Annotated in this window: 23 protein-coding genes; 14 read left to right on the top strand and 9 right to left on the bottom strand. The window is 55.7% G+C overall.

The window, feature by feature from the left end:
* Positions 1–75 precede the first annotated feature (75 nt).
* The 6 genes from IEW12_RS08510 (at position 76) to IEW12_RS08485 (ending at position 6,848) form a co-directional block, all read left to right on the top strand.
* The gene (locus IEW12_RS08510; protein ID WP_188565476.1) at positions 76–951 is read left to right on the top strand and encodes a hypothetical protein; all 876 of its coding nucleotides are present in this window, start codon (positions 76–78) and stop codon (positions 949–951) included.
* A complete protein-coding gene (locus IEW12_RS08505; protein ID WP_188565475.1) occupies positions 941–2,269 on the top strand; it encodes a choice-of-anchor X domain-containing protein in 1,329 nt (442 codons plus the stop codon). Before IEW12_RS08510 ends, IEW12_RS08505 begins: the two co-directional genes overlap by 11 nt.
* Positions 2,270–2,533: 264 nt before the next feature.
* A complete protein-coding gene (locus tag IEW12_RS08500; RefSeq protein WP_188565474.1) occupies positions 2,534–3,772 on the top strand; it encodes an efflux RND transporter periplasmic adaptor subunit in 1,239 nt (412 codons plus the stop codon).
* The gene (locus IEW12_RS08495) at positions 3,769–4,509 is read left to right on the top strand and encodes an ABC transporter ATP-binding protein (RefSeq protein ID WP_229750990.1); all 741 of its coding nucleotides are present in this window, start codon (positions 3,769–3,771) and stop codon (positions 4,507–4,509) included. The genes IEW12_RS08500 and IEW12_RS08495 overlap by 4 nt, the downstream gene beginning before the upstream one ends.
* A gap of 15 nt (positions 4,510–4,524) precedes the next feature.
* Complete coding sequence (locus tag IEW12_RS08490) at positions 4,525–5,682, top strand: ABC transporter permease (RefSeq protein ID WP_188565473.1); 1,158 nt, start codon at positions 4,525–4,527, stop codon at positions 5,680–5,682.
* Positions 5,679–6,848 (top strand): ABC transporter permease, encoded by a 1,170-nt coding sequence (locus IEW12_RS08485; RefSeq protein WP_188565472.1) that lies wholly within the window; start codon positions 5,679–5,681, stop codon positions 6,846–6,848. Before IEW12_RS08490 ends, IEW12_RS08485 begins: the two co-directional genes overlap by 4 nt.
* Before the next feature lie 666 nt (positions 6,849–7,514).
* Here IEW12_RS08485 and egtB read toward each other — a convergent pair.
* Both egtB and IEW12_RS08475 read right to left on the bottom strand, forming a co-directional pair.
* Entirely contained in the window at positions 7,515–8,804 is a 1,290-nt protein-coding gene (gene egtB, locus IEW12_RS08480; RefSeq protein ID WP_188565471.1) for an ergothioneine biosynthesis protein EgtB, read from the bottom strand.
* Positions 8,805–9,022: 218 nt separating this feature from the next.
* A complete protein-coding gene (locus tag IEW12_RS08475) occupies positions 9,023–9,958 on the bottom strand; it encodes an AraC family transcriptional regulator (RefSeq protein ID WP_188565470.1) in 936 nt (311 codons plus the stop codon).
* 178 nt (positions 9,959–10,136) lie between these two features.
* Here IEW12_RS08475 and IEW12_RS08470 point away from each other — a divergent pair, with 178 nt between their 5' ends.
* Both IEW12_RS08470 and IEW12_RS08465 read left to right on the top strand, forming a co-directional pair.
* Positions 10,137–10,514, top strand: a complete 378-nt coding sequence (locus IEW12_RS08470) for a hypothetical protein (RefSeq protein WP_188565469.1) — start codon at positions 10,137–10,139, stop codon at positions 10,512–10,514.
* Between the two features lie 387 nt (positions 10,515–10,901).
* A complete protein-coding gene (locus tag IEW12_RS08465) occupies positions 10,902–11,714 on the top strand; it encodes a thioesterase family protein (protein WP_188565468.1) in 813 nt (270 codons plus the stop codon).
* An 85-nt stretch (positions 11,715–11,799) separates the two neighbouring features.
* Here the strand turns inward: IEW12_RS08465 and egtD are convergent, their stop codons facing one another.
* Positions 11,800–12,774 carry an L-histidine N(alpha)-methyltransferase gene (gene egtD / locus IEW12_RS08460; protein ID WP_188565467.1) on the bottom strand — a complete coding sequence of 325 codons (975 nt, stop codon included), beginning with the start codon at positions 12,772–12,774 and terminating at the stop codon, positions 11,800–11,802.
* Between the two features lie 248 nt (positions 12,775–13,022).
* Between egtD and IEW12_RS08455 the strand changes: the two genes are divergently transcribed.
* From IEW12_RS08455 to IEW12_RS08435, 5 genes are all read left to right on the top strand, one after another.
* On the top strand, positions 13,023–13,892 hold the full coding sequence (locus tag IEW12_RS08455; protein ID WP_188565466.1) for a putative selenate ABC transporter substrate-binding protein: 870 nt from the start codon (positions 13,023–13,025) through the stop codon (positions 13,890–13,892).
* The gene (locus tag IEW12_RS08450; protein ID WP_229750989.1) at positions 13,892–14,758 is read left to right on the top strand and encodes a phosphonate ABC transporter ATP-binding protein; all 867 of its coding nucleotides are present in this window, start codon (positions 13,892–13,894) and stop codon (positions 14,756–14,758) included. Before IEW12_RS08455 ends, IEW12_RS08450 begins: the two co-directional genes overlap by 1 nt.
* Before the next feature lie 4 nt (positions 14,759–14,762).
* Complete coding sequence (locus tag IEW12_RS08445) at positions 14,763–15,608, top strand: PhnE/PtxC family ABC transporter permease (protein ID WP_188565725.1); 846 nt, start codon at positions 14,763–14,765, stop codon at positions 15,606–15,608.
* On the top strand, positions 15,605–16,402 hold the full coding sequence (gene phnE / locus IEW12_RS08440) for a phosphonate ABC transporter, permease protein PhnE (protein WP_188565465.1): 798 nt from the start codon (positions 15,605–15,607) through the stop codon (positions 16,400–16,402). The genes IEW12_RS08445 and phnE overlap by 4 nt, the downstream gene beginning before the upstream one ends.
* Positions 16,403–16,581: 179 nt before the next feature.
* Entirely contained in the window at positions 16,582–17,007 is a 426-nt protein-coding gene (locus IEW12_RS08435) for a hypothetical protein (RefSeq protein ID WP_188565464.1), read from the top strand.
* Positions 17,008–17,041: 34 nt separating this feature from the next.
* Here the strand turns inward: IEW12_RS08435 and leuA are convergent, their stop codons facing one another.
* From leuA to prpR, 6 genes are all read right to left on the bottom strand, one after another.
* Positions 17,042–18,739: a 2-isopropylmalate synthase gene (gene leuA, locus IEW12_RS08430; protein ID WP_188565463.1), complete on the bottom strand. Its 1,698-nt coding sequence runs from the start codon at positions 18,737–18,739 to the stop codon at positions 17,042–17,044.
* 119 nt (positions 18,740–18,858) lie between these two features.
* On the bottom strand, positions 18,859–19,092 hold the full coding sequence (locus IEW12_RS08425; RefSeq protein WP_188565462.1) for a hypothetical protein: 234 nt from the start codon (positions 19,090–19,092) through the stop codon (positions 18,859–18,861).
* Between the two features lie 309 nt (positions 19,093–19,401).
* Entirely contained in the window at positions 19,402–20,403 is a 1,002-nt protein-coding gene (locus IEW12_RS08420) for a sensor domain-containing diguanylate cyclase (protein WP_229750988.1), read from the bottom strand.
* A complete protein-coding gene (locus tag IEW12_RS08415; protein ID WP_188565461.1) occupies positions 20,403–21,014 on the bottom strand; it encodes a chemotaxis protein CheX in 612 nt (203 codons plus the stop codon). Before IEW12_RS08415 ends, IEW12_RS08420 begins: the two co-directional genes overlap by 1 nt.
* Entirely contained in the window at positions 21,011–21,394 is a 384-nt protein-coding gene (locus IEW12_RS08410) for a response regulator transcription factor (protein WP_188565460.1), read from the bottom strand. The genes IEW12_RS08415 and IEW12_RS08410 overlap by 4 nt, the downstream gene beginning before the upstream one ends.
* A gap of 248 nt (positions 21,395–21,642) precedes the next feature.
* Positions 21,643–23,280 (bottom strand): propionate catabolism operon regulatory protein PrpR, encoded by a 1,638-nt coding sequence (prpR, locus tag IEW12_RS08405; RefSeq protein ID WP_188565459.1) that lies wholly within the window; start codon positions 23,278–23,280, stop codon positions 21,643–21,645.
* Positions 23,281–23,503: 223 nt separating this feature from the next.
* Between prpR and prpB the strand changes: the two genes are divergently transcribed.
* Positions 23,504–24,394, top strand: a complete 891-nt coding sequence (gene prpB, locus IEW12_RS08400) for a methylisocitrate lyase (RefSeq protein ID WP_188565458.1) — start codon at positions 23,504–23,506, stop codon at positions 24,392–24,394.
* Positions 24,395–24,397: the final 3 nt, after the last annotated feature.

Raw genomic sequence — 24,397 nt, 5'->3', positions numbered from 1 at the left:
AGTTGCTTGGTGCAGTAGTTTCATGCGGTTTCCATATCCATGTTCTACCAGAGGGGGATTTTGATGGCAAAGTTAATGCGGTTTTTAATACCGGTGCTGCTGATAGCGCTGGCGGCAGTGTCCAATATCGCCAGTGCGACCAATTACACCTTGTGGATCAACGGCAGGGGCGGCGGTGGCGTGGTTGGCGACTACACCAGCTTTTCTTATTGGGGCCCCAGCTCCACGGCGGCCGGCGTCAATAAAAAAGCAGTCAATTGGGATGGCTATAACAGCATCGCATCGCAAAACGGCAAGATACGCGATGCGCTGGATTGCTTTTGCACCGGCTCCAACTGGTGCTATATCGCTACCCATAGCGCAGGCGACCTGATGCTGGGCTATACGCTGGCCAATTATGGCGGCACGGCCCGCACCAAGAAAAATGCGGTTGCTAACTCCTCCGGGCAGTGCGGCAATGCCGACGGCAGCACGCAGGTGGGATGGAATATCAAATGGGTGCGAACGGCGGCTGGGGCCGGCGGCGGCTCCGAGCTATCCGATGCCGGGTCCTGGGCGGTTTCCGAGCCGCTGGTCAAGGACCTGAAAACCTCTACCGCCCGCGCAATGTACAACCACAACGATACGCATAATGTGTGGTTCTACATGTATGCAGGGGCCAAGGGAACGCTGTATTCAGGCATTTTGCCGGGCCAGGATGATGAGGCCGTCGCCTATCATAGCTCCGGCGGCGTATCCGGTTCCTCCGGCGGCTCTTATTGCAACCCCAGCGACTGGTTTTGCAATGACCTGACACTGGGAACGGCGGCCAATGAGGGCGGGTCGCTCAAATGGAGCTACCATTCCGTTTCCTTCCGGGATGACAATGAAGCGTATAACCACTATGCCAACGGTAATTGGCAAGGTGTCATCTCGCTGGTGCGAGCGGCGATGGTGAGCAATGCCACGTAAGTCCGATGACCGCAAGCGCAAGCTTGCAAACGGAAAGCAGCCACCTCCTCAGCGAGGATGGCTGCAGCGGCACTGGGGCGCGGCGGCTGTTACCGCCGTGGTGCTGCTTTTTATCGGTTTCTGGTACTGGCCGCAAGACGTGACTGCAAGTGCCAATACATCACAGGCTAAAGCTACAAACAATTCCTTTTTGAAGACACCGGACAGGCTGGATGGGCAGGCGGCTGTTGTGCCCATGCTGTCGGAGCGCGAGCAACGCTTGCAGGAGCTTGGCAAGCAGCTGGAGCTGGCTGATCACAGCCTGTGCAGTTATAAAAATACGACCAAATATCCGAATAACTCCCGTTCCATCAAGGAGCATCCCGATCAGGTCTATCCTAATCAGCCCGTGCTGGAAAACAATGCCATGCGCAAACAGGGCGGCGGCAGCGATGCGACGATACAGATCCAGACTTCGCAATCGCGCGTGTATCTGGCAGCAGGGGAAAGCGCGGCATTTTCTATTCACGCGGTGGATAGCCAGGGGCAGGCTAAGCCCTTGTTTGTGACCCGTGCCGTGGCGCGCGGCATTACTTTTCAAGGCAGCAGGGAAACACCGCAGATCGTGTTGCCGTTTGCCGATGACGGCAATAATGGCGATGCCGCTGCAGGGGATGGCGTATCGTCTGGGGTACTGTCTCCGGCGCTGACAGGCTTTGCCAATTTCAACGGTACCATCAGGACGGAAGTTCAATACAATGTGGGCGACCGTTCCGGCGTGGTGCTGTTTGATGTGATTTATTCGCCGGAAACTCCGGCTGTCTGGTCCGGCAGCATACGCGAGGCGGTAGAAAACGGTTCGCTGAATTTTTATATGAAGGCGCAAGTGACAACGCCGGGCCGCTACGTGGTGACCGGGCGCGTAGATGATGCCAAGGGTAGGCCGTTTGCACTGGTGAATTTCAATGACCTGTTGCCGCAAGGGGGCAGTGAGGTCCGTCTGACCGTATATGGCAAGCTGCTGCGCGATGAGCAGCCCGTATTGCCGCTGACTTTGCGCGACGTGGATGGATATTTGCTCAAGGAAAATACCGACCCCGACCGTGCACTGATGCCGCGCATTGCCGGCACCGCCTATGTGAGCAAGTCTTATCCCTTGAAGGTATTTTCCGAAGCGGAATGGCAAAGCGAGGAGCGCAGCCGCTACCTGAACGAATTCGGCAAGGATGTGGAGCGGGCCAAGGCAGCCTTGGTCGCGTTCAATCCCGAACAGGCGCAGCGGGCTTTTCCGCAAAGCGAGTGCTCAAAGGAATTGGCGGCAAAGGCTGCAGCTCAATAGCGATCCTCTAGCTGGCCGTCATCGCTTCATTCTCTTAAGACTGTTGTGACTGCATGCAACAGCATTGGAGCCAGTACAACCAACACCACCAACAACGCCAACACAGCAGATACTGTTGTGTATTATTTATTATCCATATAGCATAGGCTTTTTACAGCCGCGACATATTGGCAGCCTTGGTTTGTAACCTGGTTTGTCTCCTTATGCCGCCGGCTGTTGGAACTCCTGAACATTGACGGATATAAAAGCCAGATGACAGCGACCATGCCACCTTCCACACCTGAACCCAGCCCAGCCCCGGCGAATCCTTCCGCGCTGAAACAATTGAAGATAGATCGCGGCACACTGAAGCCGGGTAAGAAAAAACGCTGGGGACGCTGGGCGGTCGTGGTGCTGATCATCATTGGCGGTGCTGGCATTGCGCTCAAGCCTTCCAAAATTGAAGTGCAGGCGACCTCGGTGGTAACGTCCTACCCGTCGCAGCAATATGCGCAACTGACGGCTTCCGGCTACGTTGTCGCACAGCGCCGGGCCGCGGTTGCCAGCAAAGCCACAGGGCGGCTGGTGCAACTGAATGTGCGCGAGGGCAGCCAGGTCAAGGAGGGCGACCTACTGGCCAAGCTTGACGCCAGCGATGTGAATGCATCGATCGCGCAGGCACAAGCGGGGATCAAACAGGCTGAAGCCGGTGTCGCACAGGCGAATGTAGAACTGATCAATGCAGAGGCGGACCTGAAGCGCGCGCAGGGGTTGAAGGCGCAGGGTTTTGTGTCGATACAGGCTTTGGATACCGCCACTACCCGTGTCAACTCTGCTCGCGCGGCTGTCGTATCGGCAAAGGCGGCCGTGGCCGTGGCCCGGGCGCAATTGAAGGTGCAGCAGGTTAACCAGGATTTTACCGATATCCGCGCGCCGTTTGACGGTGTGGTGCTGGTCAAGAATGCGAATGTGGGCGATATCATCACGCCGTTTTCCAGCGCCGCCAATACGCAGGGCGCGGTGGTGACGATGGCCGACATGAGCACGCTTGAAGTAGAGGCGGATGTGTCGGAGAGCAATCTGTCCAAGGCCAGGATAGGGCAGCCGGTGGAGATTACGTTGGATGCCTTGCCGGATTCGCGCTTTCGCGGCAGCGTGGTAGGCATAGTTCCTACCGTGGACAGGGCCAAGGCTACGGTCATGACCAAGATACGCTTTGAAAAGCTGGATCCGCGCATCCTGCCCGAGATGAGCGCCAAGGTAACCATCCTGTCGCAAGTGGCGACCGATGCCGATCAAAAGCCGGTGCTGGCGTTGAACCCGAAAGCAGTGGTTGAGCGCGAAGGCAAGAAAATCGTATTCCGCATCAAGGACGATACTGTCGAAGCCGTGGTTGTGCAAACCGGCCGCAAGATAGGCGATAACCTGGAGGTGAGCGGCGCAGTCAAATCCGGCGACAAACTGGTCTTGTCGCCGCCGGACAAACTGGCCGCGGGCACCAAGATAGCCGTGGCGGCCAAATGACGGCAGGCACTGAAATGAGCGAGGCGATTGCGCCGGCTGAACCGGTAATCCGCATCCGCAAGCTGGATAAAACCTATATCCGCGGCGGGCAGCCCATTCCCGTGTTGCAGGGAGTGGACTTGGACGTGCAGGAGGCCGAGTTCATTGCACTGATGGGCCCTAGCGGCTCCGGCAAGAGTACCTTGCTGAACCTGATCGCGGGTATTGATAAGCCGACCAGCGGCACGATAGAAATAGGCGGCGTCAATATTGCCACGCTGAGCGAAGGCGAGCTGGCTGACTGGCGCGCGGCCAATGTCGGTTTTATCTTCCAGTTCTATAACCTGATGCCGGTATTGACAGCATTTGAAAATGTGGAGCTGCCATTGCTGCTGACCGGGCTGTCGCGCTCGCAGCGCAAGGCGCATGTGGAAGCAGCGTTGAACATGGTCAGGCTGGAAGACAGGATGGACCACTATCCGAATGAATTGTCCGGCGGCCAGCAGCAAAGGGTGGCAATTGCGCGTGCCCTTGTCACGGATCCCACGCTGATCGTCGCCGATGAGCCAACCGGCGATCTGGATCGCGCTACCGCAGAAGAGGTCTTGGCGATGCTGGATGAATTGCATACTGAGCTGGGCAAGACCATCGTCATGGTGACGCACGATCCCAAGGCGGCCTCGCGCGCCAAGCGGCTGATCCACCTGGAAAAGGGCTTGCTGGTGCCGGATTCAGAGATACTGACATCGGCGCACTAGCCCGGCCATTTGCCCATGTTCATTTTTAAACTCCTGCTCAAGAACGCCTTCCGGCATAAGCTGCGCACCTTGCTGACGATGGTCGGACTGGTGGTCGCCATCTGTGCGTTCGGCTTGCTGCGTACCATCGTGGATGCCTGGTATGCCGGTGTGGAGGGAACATCAAGCACGCGGCTGATCACGCGCAATTCCATCTCGCTGACCTTTCCCTTGCCCTTGAACTATGCGGACAGGCTGCGCAATGTGGAGGGAGTCAGCGGCGTATCCTGGTCCAACTGGTTCGGCGGCATCTATATCACCGAGCGTAATTTTTTCCCGCAATTTGCGGTGGAGCCGGCCAGCTATCTGGCCCTGTATCCGGAATATGTGCTGAAAGATGATGAGAAGAAGGCCTTCCTGCTGGACCGACAGGGCGCCATCGTCGGCCGCAAACTGGCGACACAGTATGGCTGGAAAGTGGGCGACCAGATACCGATACGCGGCACCATTTACCCTGGCACCTGGACTTTTACACTGAGGGGTATCTGGGACGGCGTGGATGCCAAGACTGATGAATCGCAATTGCTTTTCCATTGGCAATACCTGGCTGAGACGGTGCGCAAACTGAGGCGCAGCAACGCCGATTACGTCGGCGTATATGTGGTCAGCATCAATGAGCCGGATAATGCGCCGCTGATCTCGGAGCGCATCGACGCCCTGTTCAAGAATTCGCTGGCGGAAACCCTGACTGAAACGGAAAAAGCCTTCCAACTGGGATTCGTATCCATGAGCGAAGCCATACTGGTGGCGGTCAATGCGGTCAGCTATGTGATTGTGATCATCATCATGGCTGTGATGGCCAATACCATGATGATGACGGCGCGCGAGCGCCTGGCGGAATACGCGACGCTGAAGGCGCTGGGATTCTCTCCGGGGTTTGTCGTCAAGCTGCTATTTGGTGAAAGCCTGGTGATTGCCTTGCTGGGCGGCGGAATCGGCTTGCTGGTGACCTTGCCGATTGCGTCCGGATTTGCAAAAGCGGTGGGTACGCTATTCCCGCAATTCCATGTGTCGGAGACGACGATGATATTGCAAATGCTGGCCAGCCTGATTGTCGGCGTTGTTGCCGCAGCATGGCCTGCATGGAAGATGAGCCGCATCAGCATCGTCAATGGACTGAGGCAGATAGCATGAAGGCGATTCCGTTTTCCTATGTCGCCCGCAACCTGTGGGTGCGCCGCGTAACAACCTTGCTGACTGCCGGCGGCATGGCGCTGGTGGTATTTGTCTTTGCCGTCGTGCTGATGATGAGCGAAGGAATACGCGCCACACTGGTGGCGACCGGCCAGCCGGATAATGTGCTGATACTGCGCAAAGGCGCAGGCGCCGAGATCAATAGCGGTATCTCGCGTGACCAGGCTGCCATCATAGAAAGCCTGCCGGGGATAGCGACCAATGGCGAAGGCCGGCCGCTGGTCAGCAAAGAGCCGGTAGTGCTGAACAACCTTCCCAAGCGCAGTAACGGCAAGCCCAGCAATGTGACCTTGCGCGGCACGTCGCAGTTGGGCATGGAATTAAGGCCGCAGGTGCAACTGATACAGGGACGCATGTTCCGGCCCGGTACTTCCGAGATCATTGCCGGCCATGCGATTGCCAAGGGCTTTCGCGGCACCGGCCTGGGAGAGACCTTGCATTTTGCTCAGCGCGACTGGATCGTGGTCGGCATTTTTGATTCCGGCAAGACCGGTTTTGACAGCGAAATCTGGGGCGATTCGGAGCAGATGATGGCGGCGTTCCGGCGCAATAGCTATTCGACGATGGTATTTCGCCTGACCGACCAGTCGGCGCTGGCCGGCGTCAAGGCCGCGATAGACAATGATCCGCGCCTGCAGGTGGATGCCAAGCCGGAGATTCAGTTTTATTCGGAGCAGAGCGAGGCGCTGGCTACCTTTATTCGTATCCTGGGGCTGAGCCTGTCCATCATCTTTTCCATCGGTGCAGTAGTCGGTGCGATGATCACGATGTTTGCAGCGGTTGCGCAAAGGGTAGGAGAGATCGGTACTCTGCGTGCGCTGGGCTTCCGACGCGGCGCCGTGCTTGGGGCCTTCTTGCTGGAGTCGCTGCTGCTGTCGCTGGTGGGCGGCATGATAGGCTTGTTTGCCGCTTCCTGGATGCAGGCGGTGGATATCTCCACGACCAATTTTCAGACCTTCAGCGAACTGGCTTTCCAGTTCAAGCTGACGCCGGGCATCATCGTGCAGACTCTCGTGTTTTCTTTGTTTATGGGGTTTATCGGCGGATTTATTCCAGCCTGGCGGGCGGCTCGGATGAAGATTGTGGATTGTCTGCGGGCGGTGTGATTTGTTAAGCCGTGGCTGGCTTGTATGGCTTGATAATTTGATTTCACTTCGTCGGGGCAGGTCGGGGGTGGCCCGACAGCCACTTCCTTTTCTTTGCTTCGCCAAAGAAAAGGAAGCAAAAGAAAGGCGACCGCAAGCCTCGCCCCTTCGGGGTGCCCGATTATGCGGTACAAAAAATGGGAAACGGGCGAAACTCGCTGCGCTCAGACACACCCGTTTCTGATCCATTTTCTGTACCGCACAATCGGCGAAGCTCCAAGCGGTTGAACGTCAAAAACAAAGTCAAAAGCCAAATCAAAAACAACGGCAACCAGATTTTCCAATAACAAATAGAACTTGCTCAGCGAATTAAGTTGGCTTGATTGGGGTTGTTGTTGACGTTGGTTTTGAATTACCCCCGCTCGGGATGCAGCATTTTGTGCGTTACAGAAAATGGATCAGAAATGAACGTTGTTTGAGCGCAGCGAGTTTCGTTCATTTCCCATTTTTTGTAATGCAGCAAAATGTGATGGCGCTCATCGCCATCACCCGGAGGGCAAGTCTGCGGTCGCCTTTCTTTGCTTCCTTTCTTTGGCGAAGCAAAGAAAGGAAGTGGCTGCCGGGCCACCCCCGGCTTGCATCAATGAAAGCACTACCGAATTATCAGGCTACGCACTCAAAGCAAGCTTATTTAGCCAACCGTATCCCCGTAAACTGCCACCTGGCAGTGGAAGGGAAGAAGTTCCTGTAGGTTACCCGTGCATGTCCGGTTGGCGTCGCGCAGGAAGAGCCGCGCAGCACATACTGGTTCACCATGAACTTGCCGTTGTATTCACCAATGGCGCCTTCGGCCGATACATAGCCGGGATAGGGGGCGTAGCTGCTGCTGGTCCATTGCCAGGCGACGCCGAACATGTCCACCAGCGCGGTGTGATGGTCGTACGGTGCGGGATGCAATTGTGGCTCCAGGTTGCCGGGTATCATTTCCACCGTACCGGCTGCGTGTTCCCATTCTGACTCCGTTGGCAGCCGTGCGCCTACCCAGCGGGCATAGGCTTCCGCTTCAAAGAAGGAAATATGGGTGACTGGCCGGTGCAGGTCTAGCGGCAATATTCCATGCAGCGTAAATTCCAGCCAGCCTGCCGGTTTTTCCGCGGGAGCGGCAGATTGCGCGGGATGCCAGAACGTAGGGTGGGAAATGTGCTGAGTAGAGATCCAGTCCCAGCCTTCCGACAGCCACAAGGACGGATCCTTGTAGCCGCCAGCCTTGACGAATTCCAGGTATTCGCCGTTGGTGACCAGGCGCGAAGCCAGAGAAAATTTTTCCAGGAATTGCCGGTGTCTTGGCAATTCATTGTCGAAGCAGAAGCTGTCGGATGCATGGCCGATTTCCACGACGCCCGCATCAAATTCCAGCCAGGTAATGGCGGGTGGCGTCAGCGCGGGCTGCAGCGGCTCGGCAGAGTAGGCGGGCTTCAGCGGATTGAGCGACAGTAAATGCTTCAGGTCGGTCATCATCAGTTCCTGATGCTGCTGCTCATGCTGCATGCCCAGTTCCACCAGCATTGCCAGCTCGGTGGAGTGCGGGCTGAACAGGTCGTGCTTGGAGAGCAGGGTCTGTATCCTGTCATCCACATTGCTGCGATAAGCCAGTACCTCCGCCAGTGAAGGTCGAGTTAGCATGCCGCGTTGCGCGCGCGGATGCTTGTCGCCTACGCCGTTGTAGTAGGAGTTATACAGCACCCTGAAGGCAGGATCATGCGCGTGAAAATCGGATTCGAATTTTTCCAGGATAAAGGTTTCGAAAAACCAGGTGGTGTGCGCGAGATGCCATTTGATGGGGCTGGCGTCCGGCATTGACTGTACACAGCAGTCTTCTTCCGACAAAGGTTCGGACAAAGCAACAGACCGGGTACGGACCAGCGCATACTGCGTCCGCAGACAGTCAGAGACCGTAATAAAGTGTGGATTCAGCATGATGCCCCTGTAAAGCTATCATCAATCAAGTGCTTGTATTGGTAGCCAGCTATAGTTCCAGATGACCTTGGCTAGCCTTGATTTTTTAAAAAACGCATAAGCATATATCTTAGTATAAGCGCGAAAATAAAGTTGGTCTGTACGACATTTAACAAAAGTCAATATACGGAAAGTAAGCATACTCCCGGCTTGTAGCACCGTATCGGCCAATCTGCCGGTCATTGCAGGCTATTACGCCGGTATTCTCCTGGCGGCACGCCTTTGACACGCTTAAATGCCTTGTTAAAGGCGACATCCGACTCGTAGCCGACCAGATCGGCGATTTCTCCCAATGACTTATCGTGTTGCCGCAACAGGCAGCCTGCCTTGAACATGCGCCAGCGGGTCAGATATTCCAGCGGTGACTCTCCGACCTTTTCCTTGAACCTGAGCGCAAACCCCGAGCGCGATAGTCCGGCTGCCTTTGCCAGCGATTCCACGGTCCAGTTGTGCGCCATATCCTTATGCATGGCCCTTAAGGCTGCGCCTAATTTCTTGTCGGCCAGCGCCGTGAGCCAGCCCATGTCGTCATTACCGGCATTGGCGATATGGGCACGGATCGCATGCACGAAGATGATGTCGGCCAAGCGGCTGACCACAATGCCGGAACCCATGTCAGGTTCTGCGGTTTCCATCGCCAGCAACTGCAGGCTGGCCTGCAAGGTATTGCTACGCGCCTGATCCATGCGTACATGCAGTACCGGAGGGATTAAATCCGTTAAGGGTTGGGCCGAGGCTTCATCAAACGAAAACCAGCCACAAATGATGGTCGCCTGCGTGCCTATGGCCTTGCCAGTTGTATCCACGGCTCCCAGTTCAACCACTCCGCCCACTTTATCCCTGACTGCCTGCACGCAGCTCACCCTTGGAGTCTTCAAGTCATCACACAGCACGTAAGGTGAGCCACCTGCCAATACATAGCAATCCCCAGCCGTCAGGCTGATGGTGCCGGCTCGTCCTTCGACTTGCAGCAGGCAAGATCCCCGCACCACGAGGCCAAACCTGGCGCTTTGACCGCCAGCCAGACTCAAACCCCAGGGCGCGCGGGTTTCCAGCCTGGCATATACCGCGCTTTGGACGCGCATCGCGGCAAATACATCATCTAATGGGTCCATGGATATCCCTGTTGTGGAATGAGGGTTGAATTGGACGATTGGCTATTAAATGAGGATTATTGAACATTGTTCGTCCATTCTTCTCCTTGGAGAATAGCACTTAAGTCAAGGAATGCAAGTTTGTAGTGCAGTAGTCCATCAGGGAAATTCCCGGATATGAACACTTATGGAGAGATAAATGGAAGCGAAAGAGATAGAACTGCTGGTCGAAAAATACATCGCGGTGTGGAATCAGCCTGATGCGGCGCAGCGCAGAGAAATGATCGCGCAACTGTGGACGGAGGATGGGGCGCACTATACTCCGTCCACGGAGATGCATGGCTATGCAGAACTGGAAAACAGGATAGGAACCGCATATCAAAAATGGGTCAGGGACGCCGGATACCTGTTCCGCTATGCAGGCAATGCGCAAAGCCATCATCAGGGTGTGCGCTTCAACTGGCAGATGGTAAACGCAGAAAACAAGGCGATTTCTTGCGGCTTTGATTTCCTGATACTGGATGCGAATGGGCGCATTTTGTCTGACCATCAGTTTCTTGATCCGTCACCGGCTTGAAGCAATGTGTTGATTACCCGCGAGGTAATTGATACGGGCCGTATACTGGGCGCATGATTTGACTGCAATACTAGAACTCATTTCATAAATGGGAGGGAGATGCGTTAGGCCTAAAATAGGCGCTGACAAGGGGTGCGAGGCGTCAATAGCGGGGCTATTGACGGGGTCGCCGAGGTAACGAGCGCAACGCAGTCCAGCGCCTATTTTAGGCCTAACCCTCCGGGAACGATCCATTTGGGCGCATTGCAGCGTTGCGCCGCTAGCAAAGACGGCCAGTCTTTGCGTCGCGACACGCCTTGCACTGCATCCCAAATGGACTCGTTCGCACTCCCTTCCATTTATGAAATGAGTTCTAATATGGCAAGCAAACCAAGATCAGAGGTGGATATGCGCAATTCTCTTTTTCATGCAGACACTGGCATCAGCAGGATTTCCGATCATTTGTATGCCGGCGCTCTGACGGAGCGCTGGAATGCACTCAGCGGTACGCCGAATGGCGGGTACAGCCTTGCCGTATGCCTGCAGGCCCTGAAACAGGAGATGCTGAAACTGGATTTCCCTGACCCTTTGGCGGTATCTGCATTCTTTCTGCGGCCTGCGACACCCGGTCCGGTGCGCGTGCATACTGAGATAGCGCGTGCGGGCAAACGCGTGGCGACCGGTGAAGCCAGGCTGTGGCGCGAAGAGCAGGAGATTGTTCGGGTAGTTGCCAGCTTTACTGATTTGGCGCAAGCACAGGGACCCACGTTGATGCTGAACCGGGCGCCGGACTTGCCGCCGGTGGAGCAATGCGTGGATATGCTGGATGGCAAAGGAATGCCCGGTGTCAGCATTGCTGAACAGCTGCATTACAGAGTGGCGCGTTTGCCGGGATGGGTACAAGGCAAGCCTGGCGGAGAGAGCATCGCGGAGTTCTGGATGCGCTACGCGGATGGCAGCGATGCCGATACTGTGAGTCTGGCTGCCTTGGTGGATGCGGCGGCTCCTGTCGTGCTGGATTTCGGCGAACGCGGTTCATCGACGATGGAGTTGACGGTGCATATCCGCGCTCGGCCAGCGCCCGGCTGGCTGGCTTGCCGGGTCAGCACGCGCCATGTGATCGATGGCTATCATGAAGAGGACTTTGAGATCTGGGATAGCCTGGGCCAACTGGTTGCGCAGTCCAGGCAACTGGCTGTGCTGCATCGGGCCACAGGCTGACAGCAGGCGTGAACCGGGATTATCGCCAGGTATTCTTGGCTGCCAATTCTCGATTTACAAGATAGTCATTATTTATTTAATAATTTTATGGTGTGGCATGAAATACGGCGAACCAGCCCTGTTCGTCAGTCCACATGCGTGTGCGGGCGAATCCGGCTTCGTTCAAGGCTCCAATGAAGCTCTCGGGTGTATATTTGTAGCTGTTCTCGGTATGTATCCGTTCACCTCGTACGAAATCGCGCTGCTTGCCTTGCCAGCGCACTGCAAGATCGCGCCGGGCTTCCAGATACATTTCTATGCGCTGCTTGTCCGGATGATAAAAAGCCTTGTGCTGCCAGTCCTTCAGTTCAAAATCTGAGCCCAGCAGGCGATTGATATTGTTCAGGATGTTCAGGTTGAATGCAGCAGTCAGTCCCAGCGCATCATCGTAGGCCGGCTCCAGGATGTTCTTGTCCTTGACCAGGTCTACCCCTATCAGCAGGCCGCCATCGTCGTCGCAGGACAGGCGCATCCTGCGCAGTAGCGCGATGGCTTCGCGCAGCGTGAAGTTGCCTATCGATGAACCCGGATAAAAAAACAGACGCTTTTCGCGCCTCACCTCGTCGGGCAAGTCCAGGCGCGCTGAAAAGTCCATGCCTACTCCCAGCATGTCTATTTGCGGATAGGTGTGTTGCAGGCTTTCCACCGCGCCGCGGACAAAGTCAACCGAAATATCCACAGGCACATATTGCTCCGGCCGCAGGGCCCCAAACAGGCTTGCCGCCTTGGCACAATCACCGGCTCCCAGGTCTATCATCGTGGAACCTGTGCCTATAGATTCCGCCATCTGTTGACGATATTGGGTAAAAATGGCGGCTTCCGTGCGAGTAGGGTAGTACTCGGGCAAGGCGCAGATCGCCTGGAACAGGCGTGAGCCCAGGGTGTCATAAAAATATTTGGGAGAGAGGCTGGCTTGCGGCGACAGCAGGCTATTGCTTAGTTCAATATGCAGTCTCGTGTTCAGTTCGTCTGCATCTTCGCGGTATAACTGGATAAAGCGGGTTTGTAGGTCATCGCGCATCTTGTTTCGCCTTGTGCTGGAGGTTCGCCTTTGGAGGCCGTTACGAATAATGGAGGACACGAAAATATCTGCATCCTTTATTCGGAACTGGTACTAATGGTCTATCATGCTCACATTTTTGCTCTGTTCGGAATTACACACAATTGTGATGAATTTTGTCTATCATAGACCATCGTCAATAATCCCGTCAGCGCGTTGTTAAATCTTGCTCAGAACCCTTGCCGTTCCTTTTATAGAAAGACGATTCCATGTCCAAATTTTCCAGAAGACAAGTAATTGGTTCGCTGTTCGCGACTTCCATGCTGTTTGCCGCCGGTTCCAGCTTTGCCCAGCAGCAGGTGCTGCGGGTATCCGCCATCCCGGACGAAGCGCCCACCGAGTTGCAGCGCAAGTTCAAGCCTCTGGGCGCCTATCTGGAAAAGAAAACCGGCATGAAGGTGGAGTTTACGCCGGTAACCGACTACGCCGCATCAGTGGAAGGCCTGATCAACCACAAGCTGGACATGGTCTGGTTTGGCGGCTTTACCTTTGTGCAGGCCAAGGTGCGCAGCAAGGACCAGATCATTCCTCTGGTACAGCGTGAAGAAGACGAAAAATTCAAGTCCGTCTTCATTACCACCAGCCCTTCCATCAATAAACTGGAAGACCTGAAAGGGAAGACCTTCACCTTCGGCTCTGAATCTTCTACTTCCGGCCACCTGATGCCGCGCTACTACCTGCTGGCGGCCAAGCTCAACCCGGATACAGATATGAAGCGGATCGCGTTCTCCGGCGCGCATGATGCAACGGTCGCAGCCGTTGCCGGCGGCAAGGTGGATGCCGGCGCGCTGAATATCTCGGTATGGGAAAAACTGGTCAGCCAGAACAAGGTCGATACCAAGCAGGTGCGCGTGTTCTACACAACGCCCGGTTACTTCGACTATAACTGGTCGGTGCGCGCCGATATGCCGGCTGAGCTGCGCAAGAAAATCACCGATGCTTTCCTGGCGCTGAATGCCAATGATCCTGCAGACAAGGAAATATTGGAATTGCAGCGTGCTACGCGCTTTATCCCGACCAAGGCGGAGAACTACAAGTCTATTGAAGGTGCTGCGCAAAATGCGGGGCTGTTGAAGTAATGCCGGCTGCTGCAATACCGAAGGAGTACAAGTCCGACGAGCGCATGGTGAAACTGCAGTCTGTGCATGTACGCCATCCCTCGTCCGGCAAACAGGCAGGCGGCTGGGCCTTGAGCGATTTGTCGCTGGAGATCAAAGCCGGTGAACAGGTCGCGCTGATCGGTCCTTCCGGCGCCGGCAAGACGACCTTGCTGCATACCCTGGCCTGCGCCTATCAGCCGGAACAGGGCGAATATACGCTGTTCGACCAGCAACCTTGGTCGCTCAGCCACCATGCCCGCCATCTTCTGCGCCGCCGCCTGTTCCTGGCGCCGCAAACACCGCCTTTGCCGCCAAGGCAAAGGGTGGTGACGGCGGTGCTGGCGGGTAAATTGCCGGTTTGGTCGCTGGGCCGCGCGATACGCAATCTGATCAAGCCGGCCGACCCTGCCGCTGCCTGGGAGGCGCTGGGACGCTTCCAGTTGCAGCACAAGCTATACTCGCGCGTCGATCGCTTGTCCGGCGGAGAGCGCCAGCGCTGCGGCCTGGCGCGCCTGATCTTGTCGGATGCCAGCCTGCTGCTGGTCGATGAGCCGCTTTCTGCGCTCGATCCTACGCTGTCGATTCAGACCCTGCACAGCTTGCAGGAGGAGGCCGCCTCCCGCGGGGCGGGCCTGATCTGCAGCCTGCATCAGGTAGAGCTCGCACGCGCCCATTTTTCGCGCATCATCGGCCTGCGCGACGGCCGGATCATGTTCGATACCGACAAGGTGAGCGACGACATGATTGCTGCCTTATATAAAAACGCAGCGACCGACGATGATGTTGTCGCCGCTACAGAATTACCGGATGAGAATTGTGCAGTCGATGATCCCCGCTGCTTCTGACAATATGGCAAATGCCGGTTTAGCGCTGGGTACGGCCCCACCCCGCGACCCTGCGTGGCGTGGTCGTGTTACGGCGACTGTGGTGGCGCTGATCATATTGTGGCCAACCCTGGTCATGACGGAATTCAAGCCCTGGCAGCTGCTGGATGCCCAAAGCCTGGATTCCACCTGGCGCTTCCTGTCCGCATTTTTCCCGCCAGCCCATTCGCGTGAGTTTCTGTTGCTGGTGCTGGAGGCCACCTGGCAAACCATCGCGATGGCCACTGCAGGCATGGCGCTGGCTATGGCAGGTGCCATTCCGCTGACGCTGATCGTCAATGAACATTTGTCCATCTCCCGCCTAGGCAGCGGCCGCATGAGCGCACCGGCTTGGCTGATACGCCAGACGGTGCGCTGGTTGCTGGTGTTGCTGCGCAGTGTGCCGGAGCTGGTCTGGGCTTTGATTTTTGTGCGCATTGTCGGGCTGGGCCCCACTGCGGCGGTGCTGGCGATTGCGCTGACCTATTGCGGCATGCTGGGCAAGGTATATGCCGAAATACTGGAATCCAGCGACACGCATGCTACGGACACTTTGCTGCGTAACGGCAGCGGACGTCTGGCTGCCTTTTTTTACGGTACGCTGCCCGGTGCGGCGACCGAATTGATGTCTTACACCGTCTATCGCTGGGAGTGCGCGATCCGCGGCTCTGTCGTGATGGGTTATGTCGGCGCCGGTGGTCTGGGCCAGCGCATGGACGAATCGACCAAGATGCTCGCCGGTAGCGAGGTATCAACGATGCTGATCGTGTTTGTGCTGCTGGTTGCTGCCGCGGATGTGGTCAGCAAGTTGTTCAGGAAGGGGCTGTCATGAACCAGAACACACTGCCCAAGGCCCCGGCCATCATCAGTCTCCCCACGCTGCTGACCTTGCTGGGAGTGCTGGCATTGACTATCGCGAGCTTTGTCAGCCTGGCGATAGACTGGCGCAATTTGTTTTCAGTCGAATCACTGGCCAGTACCTGGAAATTCTTCCAGGAATTCGCCCCTATGAATACTGCCTCGCCGCTGCTGCAGAAGGTGTTGTATGCGTCACTGGAAACCCTGGCCATGTCGGCACTGGGAACCGGTATTGCAGCGATTGGCGGCATTATCATGGCCTTGCCCGCCAGCGGCCGCTTCGGCAAACCGGCGATGTATGTCAGCCGCTTGCTGCTGAATATCGGCAGGGCGATTCCCGAACTGGTATGGGCTTCCATCATGCTGATCGCCGCCGGCCTCGGCCCCTTCGCCGGCACCATCGCGCTGGCCGCGCACACTACCGGCGTACTCGGCCGCCTGTTCGCCGAAGCCCTGGAAAATGCCTCGCCTTTGCCGGAGTCCACCTTGCGCACCAACGGTGCCGGCGCGGTAGCCGCCTTCCTGTTTGCAACCCTGCCGCAGCGTTTGCCGCAAATGCTGTCTTATACCTTGTATCGCTGGGAGAACAATATCCGTGCGGCGGCGATCTTGGGTGTCGTTGGCGCCGGTGGCCTTGGGCAGATGCTGAAGTACCATCTGTCATTGTTTCAGATGCAGACGGCGGCTACCGTGATTGTTGCGATGTTGCTGCTGGTGGCGATGGTGGATGGGTTGAGTTTTGCGATTCGCAGGTGGCTAGTGAGCTAAGTTTTTATTTAGTATTGGCGGACGGCTGTTTTTTTGGAATGCTGGCCGGGGGTAGCCCGGCGGCTACTTACTTTCTTTGCTTCGCCAAAGAAAGTAAGCAAAGAAAGGCGACCGCAGACTTGCCCTTCGGGTGATGGCGCTTAGCGCCATCACATTTTGAGCATTACAAAAAATGGGAAATGAACGAAACTCGCTTCGCTCAGACAACGTTCATTTCTGATCCATTTTCTGTAACGCACAAAATGCTACGTCCCGAGCGGGGGCACTTCAAAAACAACCCCAACATCAAAATCAGGTTGCTGAATTTTGCAGATCCGTTCTCTGCACAAATGCAGAGAATCTGGTTGCCGCTGTTTTTGACTTGGCTTTTGTTTTTGACCTCAAACCGCCCGGAGCCTCGCCGATTGTGCGGTACAGAAAATGGATCAGAAACAGGTGTGTTTGAGCCGAAGGCGAGTTTCGCCTGTTTCCCATTTTTTGTACCGCATAATCGGGTACCCCGAAGGGGCGAGGCTTGCGGTCGCCTTCTTTCTGCTTACTCTTTCTTGGCGAAGCAAGAAAGAGTAAGTGGCTGCCGGGCCACCCCCGGCTTGTTCCCACGATAGTGCAAAGTAGTTACCAAGCGGATAGCCTCAAAGCTTATGCAGCAAGCTCCCCTTGCCCCGCAACATAATCCCTATTCACCGCACTCAACACCGCCTTAAACGAAGCAGTAACAATATTCTCATCAATGCCAACCCCAAAGCGGGTAGGTCCATTCCCGACCCTTACTTCGATATAGCAAGCTGCCCGCGCATTGGCGCCGGCCCCGATGGAGTGTTCATGATAATCCATGACCCGGATATCCTGTCCTATGGACTGGAACGCGTGCACCATTGCGTCAATGGGACCATTCCCTGAACCATGGATAGCTTGTGGCTGCGCATGGTGCAGCAGATCAATGTGCAGCTGTACCTGCGATTGCTCTGATGGCGATTTTCTGTTTTCCAGAATGTGGTGTGCCTGGTAGGCATAAGGTGCTTGAACGTCCAGATATTCTTGCTGGAAGATGGTGTGGATATTGTGCGCTGTCATTTCCTTGCCGCTCTGGTCGGCAACGGCCTGTACGGCACGGCTGAATTCTATTTGCAGGCGGCGTGGGAGCGCCAGGCCGTATTCCTGTTCCAGAAGGAAGGCCATGCCGCCCTTGCCGGATTGGCTGTTGACGCGAATGACGGCGTCGTAGCTGCGGCCCAGGTCGGCCGGATCGATAGGGAGGTAGGGCACTTCCCATATGGCGTCTTTTTCCTGCTTGGCGAAACCTTTCTTGATGGCGTCCTGATGCGAGCCTGAGAATGCAGTGAAGACCAGATCGCCGACATAGGGATGGCGAGGATGAACCGGAAGCTGATTGCATTCTTCCACGCATTGGCGGACTGCATCGATGTCGGAAAAATCCAGGCCGGGATGCACGCCCTGCGTGTACAGATTCAGCGCGAGCGTGACCAGATCCACATTGCCGGTGCGCTCGCCATTGCCGAACAGGCAGCCTTCTACGCGGTCCGCGCCGGCCATGACAGCCAGTTCTGCGGAGGCAACAGCGGTGCCGCGATCATTGTGCGGATGCACGCTAAGGATGATGGAGTCGCGTTTGGCCAGATGGCGATGCATCCATTCTATCTGGTCGGCATAGACATTCGGCGTGGTGCATTCCACCGTGGACGGCAAGTTGACGATCATCTTGCGTTGCGGAGTCGGTTGCCAGATGTCGGAGACGGCGTCGCAGATCTCCTTGGAAAAATCCAGTTCAGCCATGCTGAAGGTTTCCGGAGAATATTCAAATGTCCACTCGGTTTCCGGGCGGGCATCGGTCAATTCCTTGATCAGTTTGGTGCCGGTGACTGCGATCGCTTTGACTTCTTCGCGCGACATGCCGAAAACGATGCGCCTGAAGGCTGGTGCAATCGGGTTGTACAAGTGAATGATCGCGCGTTTTGCACCCTGCACCGAATCTACCGTGCGGCGTATCAGGTCTTCGCGCGACTGTGTTAATACTTCTATCGTGACGTCATCCGGAATGCGGCTTTCCACCACCAGCTTGCGCACAAAATCAAAATCCGTGTCGGACGCAGAAGGGAAGGCAACCTCGATTTCCTTCACGCCTATGTGAACCAGCATTTCAAAGAAGCGCAGTTTTTTCTCCGCACTCATCGGTTCTATCAAGGCCTGGTTGCCGTCGCGCAGGTCAGTGCTCATCCAGATCGGGGCTTTGCTGATGATCTGGTTTGGCCAGGTGCGGTCTGCCAACTGGACTGCAGGAAACGCACGGTATTTTGCGGATGGATTCGATGACATCATTTTTGTTTTCTCCAGAAATGGCCGAGCGCCGGCCAGTAGCCCAGGCGCGAGCCGGGCAGGTTTTAAATAATAATTAGCGGGGGATGTGGCGGAAGGCTAACTGGCTGCCACTTAACGACTTAACGCGAGGCCAGGTAACCGATCGGTAGTAGCAGGGATAGTAGCGATAGCAGTGGTAGTGCCGGAGCCAGGGCGGCCATCAGCGCAGGCGCAGCGTGCAGGCGTGCAGATATCACCGCGCCAGCCGCAGAAATCGTCACCGATGCCATTGCAAATGCAGTGGCACATGCCGCGACACATACAGCGAATTGTTCGCTGTGGCGTATCGTTACATGGGCTGCGTATGGATGCATGTCGGTTCTCGGATTGACCAGCTTCGGGCTGGATCAGCTACTACGTTGTATGGAATTTACTGCTTGGGTAAAACAGGGCTGCTACGACTAGATTACTTGACTAGTAGTAGAGTTAGTAGTGTTAGTAGCATCAAAGCCGACGACGCCAGCAGCAAGTCTTGCTTGGTGCGGGTCAATTGCTTGGCAGTTGATGTGGAGTGTTTCGAGGACATGGTTCTAATATAAACGCATTCCCGGAACGGAGTCAATATTTAATTTGAAGCCCATATTTAAAGCCCATTTGATGTGCTGCTATTGAAGCAATGGGTTTTAGCTGACTGTGGAAATTGCCAGCAAGTCATGGATGGACATTTGGGCACACTGATTGCGGCCGCCTTGCTTGGCTTTATATAAAGCCATGTCGGCACATTTCAGTAAGGTTTTGAAATCCCCATCAGCCTCGTTATTGAAAGTGCTGAGTCCTATGCTGATGCTGAGTTGCTGGGAGATATGGGATTTCATATGCGGAATGGCAAGGTTCCAGATTGCCGAGCGCAATTTTTCGGCGAACTGCACGGCAAATTCTTCCGACATATTCGGCAGCATCAGCACGAACTCTTCGCCGCCGTAACGTGCGAGCACATCGGTGGAGCGGGATAGCTGCGCCTTCAGCGCATTGGCCACGCCGATAATTGCTTTGTCTCCCAGCAAATGGCCATAGTAGTCGTTATATTCCTTGAAAAAATCGATGTCTATCATGAGCACCGACAACGGCAATTTTTCGCGCCTGGAATGGCCCAGGGCCATTTTGTAGTGTTCATCGAAGAAGCGCCGGTTGTAAATACCGGTCAGGCCGTCAGTGGTCGCTTCTACTTTCAGCATCTCGGAATGGGAGCGCAGCATCTTCTCGCGCTTGATTGAAGTGCTGGAGTCTGTCACTTGTATCAGGCAGCAGCGTGTGCCATCTGCTGAGTTCAAGGGTGTCATTGAAATCGACTGATGCATGTGCGCTTTTTCCTCGCTCAGCACAGCCGGATCAAACAGCGGCAAAGGCGAGCGGTGCAGCGCGTTGGACAGGACGACTGGCAAGCCGTGGCCGAGCGTATTTCTGACTGCTTTCAGGAAGCCGGGTGAGAGCGGTGCCTCGAAGGCATGTTCCAGTTTTTTTCCGATGACCTGCTGCGGCTGCAGTTTGCTGTGCCTGGTCAGCCAATCGTTCCATAGCAAGATATTTTCATCGGCGTCAACCAGGATGAGCCCCAGGTTGATCGCATTGAAAATTTGTTCCATATGGCCGTGAGACTGGCTGAGGCCGTTCAATTGCAGGTCCATCAAATACTTTCCAGATAATGCTCTATGTGCGTGACCAGATTTTGCAGCGACTCTGAGCTTAGCAGGAATACCAGATGGCCTTCCGAGTGACGCTTTTCTATGATCAGGTCTATGTGCAGGATCAGGATGAAAGGCTGGTCGGCACTCTCTCCTATGCGCTTGAAGATTTCTTCTGTCGATGCCACGGTGTAGTTAGGCAACGAGCTGCTGAGCGAGATCTTCAGCATGTCTGCCATCGCAGAAAGGCAGGCATTCAGGATGATATTGCCGAGCTCGCACATGGCATCGTGCTCGAACTCCGCCAGCTCCTGGATGCTCATCTGCGAGCCCATCATGTCGCGCACGATCTCCAGCGCGCGGCTTTCTGTAAACAACAGCAGGGCTTTGGCATCGAAAGGGCCGCTGAATTGCTGGGTGACGGCGCCAAATTTGGTGCTGTTCATCGCCATTACTGCGGCGTTAATTTCCGATGCTTTTTTGATCTCCACTGATGGAATTGACAGCTTGACTTCATCGCCGACAATTTCACTGAGGCTGGATGCAGCGCGGCCCGCGCCAACGTTGAAGACTTCAGCCAGCGCGTCGAGATGGAGTTCGCTCAGATTGTTCACTGACCACCTTTGAAGTGCTGCAGCGCCAGTGCGATGGATTTTTCAGTGACAGGTTTGGCAACAAAAACCGCGCCCAGCGATGTTGCGCGATTCTGCGCACTTTCCTGGATGTTTGCCGAAAAAATAACTATGCGCATATGCGGATGTTTTTGTAGTATCTGTTCTGCCGCATCGGTGCCCAGCATGCCAGGCATATTGATATCCATTGTGCAGTAGTCCAGCCGATGCTGATCGGTGCAGGCAATGGCGTCGGCACCGTTGTTTGCTTCCGAAATTTCCCACTCCGGATGGACAGCCTTGATGTGCGCACTTATTACCATACGCGACACCTTGCTATCGTCAACGATCAGGAGTTTTTTAACGGTGTTGTCAGATGCCATATATTTGTAGCCAGTCTCTTCAATATCTGTAAATAATATCTATAGAGATATATTCTACCTTAGGCTCCTAACAGCTATTCGTCAAACAATGTCAACTTTTGCCGGGCTTTTTGATCCAATTGGCTTTGCCGGCAAGCTGTTCGCAGTGTGATAAACACAAGGATGTCGATTAAAGACCGATCAACGGGTAACTGGTCTCTTTGTCCCTTAAGTTCGCTGCTTCACTGTATTAAGTGCGCCAAGACAGGCTAAGTCGCCAGCCCAAGCTTGCGGAGTTTGCGCCACAAGGTTGTGCGGCTGATCCCCAGGTGGTTTGCGACGGCCTCGCGGTTGTTGTCGAATCGCTGCATCAATCGTTGCAAGGATTCTGCAGAGTTGTCCGGCTTGGCAGAAATGATTTCGATGGCTGCTGCAGCCGAGTAGGGATCGCCAGATGCAGTGCTCGCGATTTCAGGGGCGATTTTGGTGATAAAGCTGGGGCTGAGCGCCTGCAGCGGCTGTGCCGCCAGAAAGAGCGCCAGTCTTTCCATCAGGTTGCGCAGCTCCCTGACGTTGCCTGGCCATTGGTACTGTTTTAATAAGCTTTCGCAGGCGAGGAGTTCTGCATGCAGGTTCGCATGCGGCCGCACACCCAGGGCGGCCAATGCCGTTTTCAGGCACCACTCAGCGAGTGGTGCAAGGTCTTCGCTACGCTCGCGTAGTGCCGGTAGCTTCATGCGCAGCACTGCGAGCCGATAGAACAGGTCGGAGCGGAAGCGGCCCTCACGTATCCTGGCGTCCAGATCGCAATGCGTGGCGCTGATGATGCGCACGTCCACCGGTATCGGACGGGTGCCGCCAACCCGCACGACCTCCCGCTCTTCCAATACACGCAGTAAGCGGGTTTGCAGGCTATGCGGCATCTCGCCTATTTCATCGAGGAACAAGGTGCCGCGGTGCGCTGCTTCAAATAAACCGGCGTGGCCACCGCGGCGCGAACCGGTGAAAGCGCCTTCTTCATAACCGAACAACTCCGATTCTAATAAGGACTCGGCAATGGCCCCGCAATTGACGGCCACAAAGGCTTGCCGCGCGCGCGGGCTCTCCCTGTGCATTGCCTGCGCGGCGAGTTCCTTACCCGTGCCGGTTTCTCCCTGTATCAGTACTGTGGCGGGTGATCTGGCAAACAGGCTGACGGATTGGCGCACTGCCTGCATGGCTGGCGAATCTCCGCGCAAGTCGTTGACACCGTGCTTGGCGCGCAGCGAATCCGCTACCGGGTAGCTGCGACCGCGCGCGGACTCCAGCCGCGTCAATCGGGCAATTTCCAGCGCGTCGTCAAAAGCCTGGCGTATCGACGCAGCAGAGTAGACGAAGATCCCAGTCAGGCCAGCCTCTTCAGCCAGATCGGTGATCAGGCCTGCACCGACGATGGCCTTGATGCCGGCTGCTTTCAGCTCGCTGATCTGTGCCCGTGCATCTTCCTCTGTCACATAGGTGCGCTGCATGATCCTGAAGCCGAAAGTGCTCATGAATTCGGTCAGCTCGGGCATGGTCTCTTGGTAGGTGATCAGGCCCAGTTCGGGAGACACCTTGCGCGCTCTTGCCAGCGCCTGCATGACGTCAAAGCCGCTGGCCTTGGCGATCACCACCGGCACCGGCAATCTGCTCTTCAGGTAAGCGCCATTGGAGCCAGCTGCGATGACGGCGTCGCAGCGCTCCGTCTTCAGCCGCTCGCGGATGTAGATCGCAGCTTCTTCAAAACCCATGTGGATGGGTTCTATCGCCGCACTGGCGTCATATTCGACCATGATGTCGCGGAACAGGTCGAACAGGCGCGAAATCGACACCGTCCAGATGACAGGCTTGTCGCTATTGTCGCGGGCTTGGGCAGGGGGCTGTCTCATGGCGCTATTGTTTCATTTGTGTTTCAATGAATGTTTCATATTTCGTGATGAAACGTATTATGAAACATATTTGAGATGCCGTGTGGCCATATGCCGATTTATGGTCCGCTTAAGTGTTTGATTCGCAAGCGCTATCCGGAAATCGCTTGAATGAGGGGCGTGCTGGCACGCTGATTGCAATATTGGACAGGTAAGTCTCGTCAAATACCCCAAAAGGATGCAAATGAGTAATTATTCCGCTGGTGCGGCTTTCCGCAAGGCAGTGCAGGAAGAGTCCCCTTTACAACTGATCGGTGCGATCAACGCCAATCACGCTTTGCTGGCCAAGCGCGCCGGCTTTAAGGCCATCTATCTTTCCGGTGGCGGTGTCGCGGCCGGCTCCCTGGGTTTGCCGGATCTGGGCATCTCCAATCTGGATGACGTATTGACCGACGTGCGCCGCATTACCGATGTCTGCGATCTCCCCTTGATGGTGGACGTGGATACCGGCTTTGGCGCATCGGCCTTCAATGTTGCCCGCACGGTCAAATCCATGATCAAGTTCGGCGCGGCTGCGATGCATATTGAAGACCAGGTTGGCGCCAAGCGCTGCGGCCACAGGCCTGGCAAGGAAATCGTCAGCAAGGAAGAGATGGTGGACCGTATCAAGGCGGCAGTGGATGCGCGTACCGATGAAAACTTCGTGATTATGGCGCGTACCGATGCCTTGGCGGTAGAGGGCCTGGATGCTGCGATAGAACGCGCAGTCGCTTGCGTAGAGGCAGGTGCCGATATGATCTTCCCGGAAGCGATCACCGATTTGCACATGTACAAGCAGTTCGCCAATGCAGTCAAAGTGCCTATCCTGGCCAACATCACGGAATTCGGCTCCACGCCTTTATTTACCGTGGAAGAACTGAAGACCGCAGATGTCGGCATTGTGCTGTACCCGTTGTCGGCTTTCCGCGCGATGAACAAGGCGGCAGAAAATGTCTACAATGCGATCCGCCGCGACGGCACGCAAAAAAATGTCATCGATACCATGCAGACACGTATGGAATTGTATGACCGCATCAACTACCATGAGTTTGAGCACAAGCTGGACGCGCTGTTTGCCCAGCAAAAGAACAAGTAAGAC

The sequence above is a fragment of the Parundibacterium terreum genome, from assembly GCF_014636315.1.
GTDB classification, from domain to species: Bacteria; Pseudomonadota; Gammaproteobacteria; order Burkholderiales; family Burkholderiaceae_D; genus Undibacterium; species Undibacterium terreum.
The sequence above is the reverse complement of the archived record's forward strand: the minus strand, read 5'-3'. Positions and strand labels throughout refer to the sequence as shown.